Consider the following 13,000-nt stretch of genomic DNA (forward strand, 5'->3'; position numbering starts at 1 on the left):
CGATACCTATGGGAACTATTTTTAGAGAATATAAGGCTAATAATCGGGATCGTAGCATTGAGGATAGACGTAGACATAAGGAGCTTGTAGAAAAAAGTATCAAAGAAAATATAGGGAGCATTATTTCGGAAGAAAGTATTATAGGTAAAAGTAAAAATAAAAAGATTAAAATTCCTATAAAAGGTTTAAAAGAATACTATTTTAAATATGGAAAAAATCAAAAAGATGTAGTAGCTGGAAGTGGTCAAGAAGAAAAAGGACAAAAGGTACCTAAAGGGGAATATAGCAAAGGAACTGGGGAGAATGGTGCAGGAAGTGAAGAAGGAGAAGATATTTACGAAACAGAAGTGACGATAGAGGAAGCGATTGACTTCCTCTTTGAAGATCTTAATTTGCCTTATTTGCAACATAAAAAGTTTAATGAAATTCAAACGGAATATGGTTCCAAGCGTTCGGGTGTGCGGGAAAAGGGACCGCGCCAAAGGCTTTCTAAAAAACATACGATGGTGGAAAAGATTAAACGTCAGAAACAAGAACTTAAGGCAAGGGCTGAACTTGGTTTAGAAAAGGAAATAGAAAGAATTCCTTTTCATAAAGAAGACTTAAGATATTTTTATAGACGGCCTAAGTTTAAAAGAGATTCTAATGCTGTAGTTATTTGCATTATGGATACTTCTGGTTCTATGGGGCAGACCAAAAAGTATTTAGCCCGTAGTTTTTATTTTTTATTGTATCAGTTTCTACTTATTCGTTATGTGAATGTAGAGATTGTCTTTATCGCGCATACTACAGTAGCTAAAGAAGTGTCTGAACAAGACTTTTTTCATAAGGGAGAAAGTGGAGGAACGTATATCAGTAGTGGTTACCAAAAAGCCTTGGATATTATTGAGGAACGCTACCATCCGCAAAATTGGAATATCTATGCTTTTCATTGTAGTGATGGGGATAACTGGGGTGAGGACAATGAGGAAGCAGTTAAACTCGCAAGTCAGCTTTGTAAAACATGTAATTTATTTGGCTATGGTGAAATCAAAACCAGTACCTATACCAGTACCATTATGAATCGCTATATGGAAGATATCCATGCTCCTAATTTTACAGCTGTTCGTATTTTACGTAAAGAGGATGTATGGACTGCTTTTGTAGAAATGCTTAAGGTAGAAGGCAAAGGAGCAGGGAGGGAAGAAGGATGAACTATACTTTAAAGGAGTTAGAGGCCTATAATGAGAAAATAGAAGATTTAGCAAAAGAAATGGGCTTAGATTACTATCCTCAGGAGTTTGAAATTATTAGTTTTGAAGATATGCTTTGCTATGAAGCCTATGTAGGAATGCCTTCTCATTATCCTCACTGGAGTTATGGCAAAAACTATGACCGTCTGAAAACAACTTATAAGTATAATCTATCTGGATTGCCTTATGAAATGGTTATTAATTCCAATCCTTGTATCGCTTATTTAATGAAGGATAATACGTTACTTTTACAAGTATTAACCATTGCTCATGTCTATGGACATAATGACTTTTTTAAGAATAATCGCCTCTTTAAAGAGTATACAGATGCTGCTCTTACAATAGAGATGTTTAAAAACCATGGAACGCGCATTCGTACGTACATTCAAGACCCTAGTATTGGTTATGAAAAGGTAGAAAGAGTACTAGATGCGGCACATTCTATTAAATATCAATGTGGTGCTTTTTGTAAACCTAGCTATGAAGTGACTCAAAAAATAGAGTATCCCCAGGAGAATGTACTTTATTTTTTAAGTCAATATGGGAACTTAGAGGATTGGGAGAAGGATATTATAGCGATTGTTATGAAAGAAAGTCGTTATTTTATACCTCAGATTGAAACGAAAATTATGAATGAAGGTTGGGCGACTTTTTGGCATTATACTCTTTTAAATAAATTAGGTCTTCCACAAGGCATGCAAGTAGAGTTTTTTAAGGTGCATAATAATGTGATTTGCCAAAGACCAGGGAGTCTAAACCCCTATTTTATAGGTTTTAAAATATGGCAACGTCTTTATGAGCGTTTCGATGGTGATTTTAAGGAGATGGCACGTATACGAGGCTGTGAGAGAGATAGCTCTTTTATCCGAAGTTATTTGGACTATACACTTTGTGAGGAAAGCCATCTTTGTGAAATACAAGAAGAAGAGCGTTATTACGTGGTATCAGAGGTAGCTAATGAAAAGGGCTGGCAAAACATTCGCAATACCTTAGCTGAGAATGTAGGTTTAGGTTCTCTACCCACTATTTATGTAGAGGATGTAGTAAAAAATGAAAACTGTTTAGTACTAGGACATTTTTATGATGGGCGTGAGCTAAACTTAGCCTATACTACGGAAACTCTTAAATATATTCAAACACTTTGGGGAGGGAAGGTCATTTTAAAAACACATTTGGCTAAAATTTCTCGTAAAATTATCTGCTCAGAAGATAAAAAGGTTACTATCGAAAATGTTTAAGTAAGCACTATTAAGAGGTGAGCTTTTAAAAAGAAAGAGCTAGCCTCTTTGTGTTTGTAAAAAAAATATGCTATAGTAAGAGAAGCCAAAGATACGGTGACAGATGGAGGATAAGCGATGGAATTTAGATTATGTGCCATTGCCAGTGGAAGTAGTGGAAACTGTACATTTATACAAGCAGGTATGCGAAAGATCCTGGTAGATATAGGCATTAGTGGAAAAAAGGTAACAGAAGGTCTTCAGCTAATCGATATAGACCCTGAAACAATAGAAGGTATTTTTATTACCCATGAGCATATAGACCATATTCGTGGGGTTGGGATATTTAGTCGTAAATATGATACGCCTATTTATGCGACTCAAAAAACTTGGGAAAAGATGCTAAATGAAAAGATGCTTGGTGCAGTAAAAGAAGCTAATATCAAGATTTTAGAAAAAGAAACGTATTTACAGTTAGAAGAATTTCAAATTTTTCCTTATGGCATTTACCATGATGCTGTAGATCCTGTAGGTTACATTTTTGAATACCAAGGAAAAAAAATTACGTTAGCTACGGATATTGGTGTAGTTGATGAACGTATCAAAACGTACTTAAAAGGATCGAATGGGATTTTGTTAGAATTCAATCATGATGTAAATATGTTAGAAGCAGGAAGTTATCCTTTCTATCTTAAAAAACGTATTTTAAGTGATGTTGGACATTTAAATAATGAGATGGCGGCTCAAACGCTAAGTGAAATTTATCATGCAGAAATGCAATGGGTAGTTTTAGGTCACCTAAGTAAAGATAATAATGTGCCAGATTTAGCTTATTTAACAGCTAAACAAGCCTTAGAAGAAAGAAATATACGAGTAGGCGAGGATATTATTGTATCCGTTGCGAAAAGAGATACTGTTTCACCTATTTATAAAGTATGAGATATAATTTATAAAAAAGAAGGTATAAAAATTATTAAATAGGAAATACTGTTACTGTAAAAAATATTTTATATTTTACAGGAGGCTTATGATGTCTAATAAAGCATCAAACAAAACAAATAGTAAACAAACAAACAAACAATCTTACAACATGGAAGCAGCTAATGACATGAGTACTAAAAATTATAGCAAGTCTTCCAACAGTACAAAGAATTGTAAATAACGCTCTAGAAAAGAGGTTATCCTTATAAGAGGATAGCCTCTTTTTAAAGATATGACTAGCAATAAGCTTAATAGAAAGGTAAATAGGTTAAAAATACAAAGCTTTAGAAAGAGGTTGCAAAGTAAAAAAGGATTGACTATAATAAGGATATTGTGACAAATTAATAGCATAGTGTGAGGGGAAAAATGAAAAATAATCATCAAAAAGGGATAGTGTTACTTTTAGTAACAGCTTTTTTATGGAGTTTAGGGGGAGTTTTAATCAAAGGTATTACCTGGAACAGTATGGGGGTAGCAGGCACACGTAGTTTAATTGCTGCTCTTACTATTTTGTGTTTAACAGGGAAACCTAAACTTCATTTTACTTGGCCACGTATCTGGGCAATTTTAGCTTATGCAGGTACAGTACTTATATTTGTAGTATCTACTAAGTTGACAACAGCAGCAAATGCCATTTTGCTTCAATACACAGCACCTATCTATACCGCTTTTTTTGGCTATGTTTTACTGAAAGAGCCTGTACATAAAAAGGATGTGGTCTCCATTGTCATTATCCTAGGAGGGATGGTAATCTTTTTTATTGAGAGTTTAAGTGGTGGTAATTTAGTAGGAGATGCTTTGGCTCTTTTTTCAGGAGTAACCTTTTCTCTCATGACTGTTTTTATGCGCATGGAAAAGGACAATGACCCTGTTCAATGCATTTTTTGGGGAAATTTATTAGCCTTTTTTATTGCTCTCCCTTTTATGGGCAAACTTGAGTGGAATATTTCTAATGGTATGGGTATTTTGATACTAGGTACTTGTCAATTAGGCATTTCTTATATTTTATATAGCAAAGCCATTGTACATGTAACAGCCTTAGAAGGCGTATTGATTCCTATATTAGAACCTATTCTCAATCCTATATGGGTTATGTTAGTACAGCGTGAAGTGCCTAGCTTCTATACTTTTTTAGGAGGGGCAATTGTTATTTTAGGAGTAGTGAGTCGTTCCATTGAGTGGAAAAAAGAGGGTATAAAAAAAGAGCAAGTAGGATAAAAAGAAAAGTTTAAGGGCACTCTATAGATAAAAACAATAGGGTGCTTTTTTTATGGAAAAAACAATTATCAGTCAACATCTTTTTATTTTTCCCTTTACATGGAAGGTAGTAGGGAAAAAAAAGACGGCTTTATTTATACCTCAATGTCAGATTAAGGAGAATTTATTTGACCATTTAGAGAATTGGACTCCCCTTTATCAGAGGGTTGAAAGTGATAAGGATTATAACGAATTTGTCTACTATTATAAACCTATTCGAGCAGCACTTTATACATTTACACACTCACCACTTATTGTGCGTAATTATCGCTATGGCTATTTGGAAGAAGATAATTATTTTATCATGCAAGTAGAAGGAAAAGAATATAGATTAGTTTTAAGTAGCTTACAACTCAAGCTTTATAAAACAGGCATTGGCCTTTTAACGTTAGAGACAACCAATAAATGCTACGAAGCCTTAGAAGATATGGAACGTATCAATAGCTTTAGCAAGTGCATTTATCCTCCTTTACTTCCACTAGAAAAAGCAAAAGAGGAATTATTTCCTGATTGGATTCGCATTCAGCTTAATAAAAACCATAAATTAGAAGAATGTTTTAAGGAGGACTACCATCAAAAGCTTGTTAGTATCACCCCACTTATCTTAGGTATTTTGGGAAATTCCTTTATCGGAAGTAAGCAAAAAAGTAAAAAAAGCAAACTTTTTATTGAACCTATTTTGGGCAACCAAATGTTTTCTTTATGCCTTTATAAAAATAAAGAATGGGTAGATAAGGTTAGGTGGCAGATAGGAGCCCTAAAACCTTTGGAAGCTTTTTTGGATAATAATAAAAAGCATATTAAAACTTTAAGAGAGAAGGAAAAGGGAAGTTTAGGACTTAATACGTACCTACAAACTGAAAATGCAATTTATGGGATGAGTCGCTTCTCTCTTTTGTGTTTAGTAAAAGAAGTACCTGCCATGAAACTCTACGATCAACTCATTACTTTAGTAGTAATGCAGCGGGCGACACTTCTTAACCTTTCCACTGAAATCTCAAGGGTCTCTACACTACCACCAGAAGAGTTAGTACCTGCCATTAAAAGTTTATATGAGATTTATATCCAGTTTATTAATCAGCTTTATTTTAAAGAAGTGACGGAGGACACAGAAGGAGCACAAATTTATGATGCCTTATCTAAACAATTTAAGATTGAAGAAGAACTGAAACAATTGGATTTTGAAATCAATGAAGTTCATCAGTATGCGATGCTAGTAGAACAATCAGGTTCGAGGCTAAAAGTAGAACTTCTTACTATTGTAGGAGCCGCCCTAGTTATACCTACTTTTGCTACGGGCTTTTTTGGTATGAATATTTTTAAAGAAGAGATTGCTCACTGGTGGCACTATCGTAATGTAACTCTATGGTTAAATAGCTATGTTTTTTTACCCATTCTTATAACGATAACCTTTTGTATGTGGAATCGTTACAAAAATCGCTTTCAGCTTCTGAAAAAAGGTCTTTTAATTCTTTTTCTCTTAATAAGCTTGATATGTATTCTAAAATATGGATGTGGGTTATAAAAAAGATAATTCTGTTAATCTAAATATATAATTTGACAATATTCATATTAATTTATACATTTTATTGCTTAAACGATGCTATAATCAATAATAGATAGAGAGAGGGGGAGTAAAATGAAGGGCATTCATAACAAAAAATATCCTTTAAAAACAGCCTATTTTAAAAACTTTTTTCTACTTATTGCTATCCCAATTTTTTTGATTATTGCTGTTATTACGGTAATTGCACGTCATATCATGCTAAGTGATGCCGTTGATAAGGTTAATTTAGCGCAACAAAATATTGTATACAGTCTAAATGAGCAAATTGATGAAGCTATGATTCGACTTTCTCATATTGTTCATGTCAATAATAATCAAATGATTAAACTTGTAGAGCAAGTCAGCAGAAGTGCTGAAAAAGAGAAATACAATACCATGGAAAGGCTAAATGAAGGTCTAGGCTATATGATTATGCCTAATGACACAATTACATCCGTTACCTTTTATATGAAAGATGGTACTTCTGTATATATAAAAGATAAAATCCGACTTTCACAAGATTTTATGAAAGCACAACCTTGGTATAGAAAAGCACTGGTTCATACTAATTGGGTATATATAGGTGCTTATAGTGGTCCTATATTATATGGTAATAAGTATCAAAACCCCTTTACTTTAATAAGTGTACTTTCGCCCAACTATTTAATTGATCGTATGCAACAGGTAGAAATGGTTGTTATTTTGTTTAAATCAGATGTAGGAGAGAGTATTTCACATTTTAATAAACAGCCTCATCTAGGAAAGATGATGCTTTTTGATGAAAGCAATCAGGTTATGATCGAAGCTTCAGGAGAAGAGGCCTTTGAGTTACCAGCAGAACTTAAAAACAAAGAAGGCGTAAGGAAAAAAGGTCATCATATTTATATTATTTCTAAGATTGATAAAGTGGGGTGGAAGCTTGTTAGTCAGGTGGATGTGAGGGAATTACTAGCCTATTTTAATCAAATAATGTTTTTTATTTTAATGATTACCATAGGTATTTTCTTTCTTTTTTATCAATTCTCAATCTATTTCCTTAAAAATATTATACAACCCGTTAATCATTTGATTGAAGGTTTAGCACATCTAGAAAAAGGAGATTTGGAGGTACGCATTAAAGAGTCAGGACAGGCTGAAATGCGTGATATGATTCATTCCTTTAATCACATGGTGGTACGTTTAAAGGAACTTATTACTGCTAAAGAGCGTGAAGAAGAAGAGAAGCATCAAGCAGAGATTAAGGCGCTACAATCTCAAATTAATCCTCACTTTTTAGTAAATACGTTAGCATCTATTCGATTTATGGCGAAAGTAGCTAAATTTGAAGGAATTGTCAATATGGCAGAGGCTCTTATTAAAATTTTATCTTGCTCCTTTAGAAATAGTACAAGCTTTTATACTTTAGGTGAAGAGCTTGAGGTACTTGAAAGCTATCTTTTTCTCATGAAAATTCGATATACAGATAGTTTTGATGTAGTATTTGACATTGAGGAAGCATGTAAAAGTTGCAAAGTACCAAGACTTATTTTACAACCTCTAGTGGAGAATTGTATTGTGCATGGATTCAGTGAAAATGAAGGAATCGGTAAGATTAAGATAAAAGTTTATGAAGAAGCTCAAGAGATATGGATTGAGATCACTGACAATGGAAAGGGAATGAGTGAAGAAAAGAGGAGGGAGCTTTTAGAAGAGCACTCTTTAGAGTCGTCAAAAGATAGGAGTATTGGTGTAGTCAATGTAGATAGAAGGCTCAAGTTGCATTTCGGAGAAGCTTATGGACTTAGCATTAAGAGTGAAAAATTAACCTACACCACAGTATTTGTACATATTCCAAAAACCAAAGGAACTATTCAGGGGGATGCAGATGTATCAAGTGATGATTGTTGATGATGAAACAATTGTGAGAACTACACTCCATACACTAGTGGATTGGAAGAATCAGGGATTTGAAATTAGGGGTGAAGCACAAAATGGCAAGCAAGCATTAGAACTATTAGAGACTTTAGCAGTAGACTTGCTTATTACGGATATTAAAATGCCTATTTTAGATGGGATTAAGTTAATTAAAAAAGCGAAAGAAAAAAACCCCGAGCTACTTATTGTGGTATTAAGTAGCTACGATGAATTTTATTTGGTACGTGAAGCCTTTAAATTGGGTATTCATGATTATTTACTCAAATCAACCATTAGTAGTGAAAGTATGAATTACTTACTAGGAAAGACAAAAAAGATCCTTTTAGAACAAAAAGTCAAGCGTGCAGCTTTAGAGCCTGAATGCTATGTGCAAAAAGAAGAGCAATTAAGGAATTTAGCACTTGGAAGGGAAGAAGGGAAACAGTTTTTAACAGAAACAGCTTATTACCTTGCTTTATTTGAAATCAATGATTACCAAGGTGTGTTGGAACGATTTAAAAGTGATTTAGAAAATCATTTAATGAAACCTATGATGAGTTGTGCACAGCAAATACCAAGGGTAGTTTCCAAGTGTGTAGTAACCTACTTAACACCTGCTAGATATGTTTTGTATTATAAGAATACTCATGAAAAGCATGAGGAGGGAAGAGAAGAAGTAAAGTCCATTTGTAGGCAGCTATCTAGTGTATGGAAGAACTATATGAATATTCATGTATCTGCGGGATTAAGTGCTTTAGGTAAAGAAAAGATCCATTTTGCAAATTGTCTTAAAGAAGCAGAGCAAATGCTAAATCTCAAACATTTAAAGGGAAAAGAGCAACTTATCTGTTTTGAGGAAGAAAAGTTTTTGAATTTTGAAGAAATGAAAGAAGCAAAAGAAAAATGGCAAACTCTTATTACAGCCATTAAGCAGTCGGATATAGCGAGCTTTCAAGTGGGTGTGGATCAATTAAGAGAGAAACTCTTGAAGCTTTCTATAGAGAAGGCACAAAAAGAGTGTCTTTATATTATTTATCATATAGCCCTTACTTTAGAAGAACAAAACCTAGCATTGGAAGAGGTTTATCAGAAAGGAATGGATTACATAGAAAGAATTACAAAGAAAGAAACCTTAAAAGAATTAGAAATTTGGATGATGAACTATTTAAGGTGGTTACAAGATTACATGGAACACCATTATGACCGTAAGCAAGCAGATATCATTGAAAGGGCGAAGCGCTTTATTTGGGAGAATTATTCTACCCCAGAAATATCCTAGGATGGTAGCAAGTTATGTGGGATTAAATGAAAAATATTTTTCTACACGTTTTGCAAAAGAAACAGGAAGTACCTTTGGGAATTATCTAACAGAAATTCGTATGAGAAAGGCTAAAGAGCTTCTCAATAAAACAGATTTAAAAATGTATGAAATTAGTGAACAAATTGGTTATAACAATGTGGAGCACTTTACACGCATGTTCAAAAAGTTGTATGAAGTGAGTCCAACCCTCTATAGAAATACTAAATAGAATGTAAGTTCTGACTATTTATCATGAAAACTGACTATATATCATAGTAGGAAGTGTCTAAAAAAGAGTACTATTTAAGTAGAAATACAATTTATATGGGGGTGCACTTAATGAAGAAAAAAACTTTTGCAAAAATTTTATCAACAATGATGATAGCCACTTGTTTAACAGCTTGTCAAGGAGGAAACACACCAGAACAAGCACCAGCAGCTGCATCTGCTACACCGACAGAGGCAACTCAGAATGGGAATGCAGAATTAGAAGGAACCTTGGTTTTTGCTTTATGGGACAATGTATCTATTGAATTATTTGAATCCATGGATTTAGAAGGGCGTTTCCAAAAACTTTATCCAAAAGCTAATATTGAGTTTGAAAAACTTAAAGATGATTCTGAATACTGGAATGCCATGAAGGTAAGAGCATCTGCTAATCAATTACCAGACATTATGTATAATAAAACCTTTACACTTTCTCGCTTTCAAGATTACTTATTAGACCTCTCTACCACAGAAGCTGTAAAGAATAATAACATTGCAGAAGGTTATCGCTTAAATGGTAAAATCCTTGGCATACCTGAGAAAATGACTTGTGAATACGTTTATTACTGGAAGGATATGTTTAAGGAAGCACAAGTAGAAGTACCAACGACTTGGACACAATTCGAAGAAGTAGCTAAGAAATTACAAGCTTACTATGGTTCATCCAATCCTAATTTTAGTGCGATTGCTATAGGAGGAAAAGATGAATGGCCAACGTATCCTTTCGTAGAGTTTATGCCTGCTTTAATAAGTGGAAATGGTCAAAACTGGAATACAATGAGTACACAAGATGAACCTTTCGCAGAAGGAACAGATATTTATAAAGCTTATCAAAAAATCCATTCTTTATTCCAATCCGGTGCATTTGGAAAAGACCCTTTAGGCATTGGTAATGACCAAGCAACTGCACTTTTTGCACAACAACAATCTGCAATTTTAGCATCTGGTGGTTGGGCACTTGCAAACATCAAAGAAGGAGCAAATAGCATTGACAATTTAGGTACTTTCTATTTGCCAGTACGTGATAGTGAAAGTGAACCTTTTAGAACCATTACTCAAGGAGATAGCTTCTTATCTGTTACTTCTAGTTCTAAAAATCCGGAGCTTGCAAAAGCTTTTGTAGAATTCTACTTCAGTGATGCTTGGTATCCAGACTATATAAATGCCATTACAGATGATAATACCATGAAAACAGTTACAAAAGAAAAAGACCCTGTTTTAGCAGAAGCAGATACTTTACAACCTAATAAAGAGCTTGTTATGTATGATGGTGGTGGCGATAACTTTACAGCCCTTGTAAGTGCAACAACATTTGATTATAAGAAGTTAGGGGCAGAAATGCTTATTAAAGGCTATGATTTAAATAGTACTTTAGCAGAACTTAATGCGAAATGGAAAGCAGCAAGACAAAGTTTAAATATTCAATAGCAAAAGGGCTATCTTGATATACTTTTTATAAGGTCTTAGCAAGATAGCCTTTTTTTACAAAAATTTACTAGATAAAGGGAGAGACTTTTATGAATTCAATAGAGAAGATGAGAAATAGATTTATCTACTTGTCACTCATTATACCTCTTTTACTGCTCGTAGGATTTGTCGTGATCCCAGCTTTAGACCTTTTTCGTATGAGTTTTACTAATTGGGATGGCTATAGTCAGAACAGTCAATTTATTGGTTTTGACAATTATATAAGTATGTTTAAAAATAAAGATTTATGGGTTTCGTTAAAAAATAATGGTATTTATTTTATTGCTCACTTAATTTTTATTCCTATTGAGCTTTTATTTGCAACGATGTTTACTTCTAAGTTAAGAGGTGCTAAATTTTATAAATCCACAGTACTTTTACCATACATTATCAATGGTGTAGCTATTGCCTATGCTTTTTCCTATTTCTTTTCACCTATTAATGGAGCTTTTGACTCCTTACTTGGGCTTTTTAATTTAGAAGCTTTATGTAGAAACTGGCTTTCGGATGAAAAGGTTGTTAACTATGTTCTCTCTTTTGTATCATTATGGCGATTTAGTGGTTACCACGTCATTCTCTTTATGGCGGCTTTGCAGTCTATTCCCAAGGATTATATGGAGGCAGCAGAAGTAGATGGTGCCAGTAGCTTTCAAACTTTTAGATATATTCAAGTGCCATCTATCATTTTAGTTATTGATTATATGTTATTTGAAAATATTAGAGGTGCACTCCAAGTATTTGATATTCCTTTTGTCATGACAGCTGGTGGGCCAGGTTATGCTTCTTCAACCTTTACTTTATATACGATTAAGACAGCCTTTACTTTTGGTAACTTTGGTCTTGCATCCACTATGGCTGTAGCAATTATGGGAATGATTGTTGTTATTTATATCATTCAAAACAAAATACTTCATTATAGTAATGGCCCTAGTGGAAAAAAATTCTTATCGCAAAAAATAGGGAAAAAAGGCAGTAAGAAGGAGGTGCAAGGATGAAACTATCTCAAAATAAGTCAGATAGGATGAGTCAAGTGATTAAGCAATTATTTGCAATAGGTATGGTAATTATCGTTATATTACCTATTCTCCTTACGTTATTTGCTTCCTTTAAAACAAGAGGAGACATGATTAAAACATCACCCTTACTACTTCCTCATTTGGCGAACATCACCTTTCAAAATTATGAAAGAGTATTAACGGATAAATGGCTCTATGTTGGCTTTAAAAATACTGGGATTATTGTAGCTGTCAGTGTTATATTTAATGTTTTATTTGGTTCTATTACCGCTTATATTTTAGAACGCTTTGAATTTAAGTTAAAAAAAGTAGTCATGACCTTATTCTTCTTAGGCATGCTTATCCCTACTTTTGTTACAGAAATTGCACGTTTTAAAATAATTAGTGCATTAGGTCTTTATAATACGCTAGGGGCGCCGATTATTATATATGTAGCTTCTGATTTGATGCAGCTTTATATTTATAGGCAATTTATCTCTAAGCTTTCGCCTGCCTTAGATGAAAGTGCACTAATTGAGGGTGCCACCTATTTTGGTGTTTTTTGGCGAATTATTTTCCCACTTATTAAACCTGCAACAGCAACGGTTGTTATTATTAAGGCCATTAATATTATCAACGATATGTATATTCCTTATTTATACATGCCTAAGACTCAGCTACGTACTCTGACAACTTACCTTATGAATTATGCCAATGCACAGCAAGGCTCTTGGCAAAACCTAGCGGCAGGTATTATTGTGATTATGATTCCGACCATTCTTATTTATGTATTTTTCCAAAAATATATCCTATCAGGTATTGCTGTAGGAGCTGTAAAGGAGTAA

At 33.7% G+C, this 13,000-nt stretch carries 12 protein-coding genes; all 12 read left to right on the top strand.

Going from position 1 to position 13,000, the window contains the following annotated elements:
• Nucleotides 1-8 precede the first annotated feature (8 nt).
• Nucleotides 9-1,193, top strand: a complete 1,185-nt coding sequence (yhbH, locus tag CS063_RS04525; protein WP_099448559.1) for a sporulation protein YhbH — start codon at nucleotides 9-11, stop codon at nucleotides 1,191-1,193.
• A complete protein-coding gene (locus tag CS063_RS04530; protein WP_099448487.1) occupies nucleotides 1,190-2,470 on the top strand; it encodes a SpoVR family protein in 1,281 nt (426 codons plus the stop codon). The genes yhbH and CS063_RS04530 overlap by 4 nt, the downstream gene beginning before the upstream one ends.
• 117 nt (nucleotides 2,471-2,587) lie before the next feature.
• Nucleotides 2,588-3,388, top strand: a complete 801-nt coding sequence (locus tag CS063_RS04535) for an MBL fold metallo-hydrolase (RefSeq protein WP_099448488.1) — start codon at nucleotides 2,588-2,590, stop codon at nucleotides 3,386-3,388.
• A 91-nt stretch (nucleotides 3,389-3,479) separates the two neighbouring features.
• Nucleotides 3,480-3,611, top strand: coding sequence for a hypothetical protein (locus tag CS063_RS17825; protein ID WP_308415425.1), 132 nt, complete (start codon nucleotides 3,480-3,482; stop codon nucleotides 3,609-3,611).
• A gap of 185 nt (nucleotides 3,612-3,796) precedes the next feature.
• Nucleotides 3,797-4,648: a DMT family transporter gene (locus CS063_RS04540; RefSeq protein WP_099448489.1), complete on the top strand. Its 852-nt coding sequence runs from the start codon at nucleotides 3,797-3,799 to the stop codon at nucleotides 4,646-4,648.
• 52 nt (nucleotides 4,649-4,700) lie between these two features.
• Nucleotides 4,701-6,212, top strand: a complete 1,512-nt coding sequence (locus CS063_RS04545) for a hypothetical protein (RefSeq protein ID WP_099448490.1) — start codon at nucleotides 4,701-4,703, stop codon at nucleotides 6,210-6,212.
• A 114-nt stretch (nucleotides 6,213-6,326) separates the two neighbouring features.
• Nucleotides 6,327-8,120, top strand: coding sequence for a sensor histidine kinase (locus CS063_RS04550; RefSeq protein WP_099448491.1), 1,794 nt, complete (start codon nucleotides 6,327-6,329; stop codon nucleotides 8,118-8,120).
• A complete protein-coding gene (locus tag CS063_RS04555) occupies nucleotides 8,098-9,405 on the top strand; it encodes a response regulator (protein ID WP_180270681.1) in 1,308 nt (435 codons plus the stop codon). Before CS063_RS04550 ends, CS063_RS04555 begins: the two co-directional genes overlap by 23 nt.
• Nucleotide 9,406: 1 nt before the next feature.
• The gene (locus tag CS063_RS04560; RefSeq protein WP_180270682.1) at nucleotides 9,407-9,655 is read left to right on the top strand and encodes a helix-turn-helix domain-containing protein; all 249 of its coding nucleotides are present in this window, start codon (nucleotides 9,407-9,409) and stop codon (nucleotides 9,653-9,655) included.
• Between the two features lie 110 nt (nucleotides 9,656-9,765).
• Complete coding sequence (locus CS063_RS04565; protein WP_099448494.1) at nucleotides 9,766-11,121, top strand: ABC transporter substrate-binding protein; 1,356 nt, start codon at nucleotides 9,766-9,768, stop codon at nucleotides 11,119-11,121.
• A gap of 89 nt (nucleotides 11,122-11,210) precedes the next feature.
• Nucleotides 11,211-12,155: a carbohydrate ABC transporter permease gene (locus tag CS063_RS04570; protein ID WP_099448495.1), complete on the top strand. Its 945-nt coding sequence runs from the start codon at nucleotides 11,211-11,213 to the stop codon at nucleotides 12,153-12,155.
• The gene (locus tag CS063_RS04575; RefSeq protein WP_099448496.1) at nucleotides 12,152-13,000 is read left to right on the top strand and encodes a carbohydrate ABC transporter permease; all 849 of its coding nucleotides are present in this window, start codon (nucleotides 12,152-12,154) and stop codon (nucleotides 12,998-13,000) included. The genes CS063_RS04570 and CS063_RS04575 overlap by 4 nt, the downstream gene beginning before the upstream one ends.

The organism is Sporanaerobium hydrogeniformans, assembly GCF_002735925.1.
GTDB classification, from domain to species: domain Bacteria; phylum Bacillota; class Clostridia; order Lachnospirales; family Cellulosilyticaceae; genus Sporanaerobium; species Sporanaerobium hydrogeniformans.

What these genes read in the sequence shown, in the direction of transcription:
- yhbH (WP_099448559.1), top strand. Translation starts at nt 9, where the DNA reads ATGGGAACTATTTTTAGAGAATATAAGGCTAATAATCGGGATCGTAGC.
- CS063_RS04530 (WP_099448487.1), top strand. Translation starts at nt 1,190, where the DNA reads ATGAACTATACTTTAAAGGAGTTAGAGGCCTATAATGAGAAAATAGAA.
- CS063_RS04535 (WP_099448488.1), top strand. Translation starts at nt 2,588, where the DNA reads ATGGAATTTAGATTATGTGCCATTGCCAGTGGAAGTAGTGGAAACTGT.
- CS063_RS17825 (WP_308415425.1), top strand. Translation starts at nt 3,480, where the DNA reads ATGTCTAATAAAGCATCAAACAAAACAAATAGTAAACAAACAAACAAA.
- CS063_RS04540 (WP_099448489.1), top strand. Translation starts at nt 3,797, where the DNA reads ATGAAAAATAATCATCAAAAAGGGATAGTGTTACTTTTAGTAACAGCT.
- CS063_RS04545 (WP_099448490.1), top strand. Translation starts at nt 4,701, where the DNA reads ATGGAAAAAACAATTATCAGTCAACATCTTTTTATTTTTCCCTTTACA.
- CS063_RS04550 (WP_099448491.1), top strand. Translation starts at nt 6,327, where the DNA reads ATGAAGGGCATTCATAACAAAAAATATCCTTTAAAAACAGCCTATTTT.
- CS063_RS04555 (WP_180270681.1), top strand. Translation starts at nt 8,098, where the DNA reads ATGTATCAAGTGATGATTGTTGATGATGAAACAATTGTGAGAACTACA.
- CS063_RS04560 (WP_180270682.1), top strand. Translation starts at nt 9,407, where the DNA reads ATGGTAGCAAGTTATGTGGGATTAAATGAAAAATATTTTTCTACACGT.
- CS063_RS04565 (WP_099448494.1), top strand. Translation starts at nt 9,766, where the DNA reads ATGAAGAAAAAAACTTTTGCAAAAATTTTATCAACAATGATGATAGCC.
- CS063_RS04570 (WP_099448495.1), top strand. Translation starts at nt 11,211, where the DNA reads ATGAATTCAATAGAGAAGATGAGAAATAGATTTATCTACTTGTCACTC.
- CS063_RS04575 (WP_099448496.1), top strand. Translation starts at nt 12,152, where the DNA reads ATGAAACTATCTCAAAATAAGTCAGATAGGATGAGTCAAGTGATTAAG.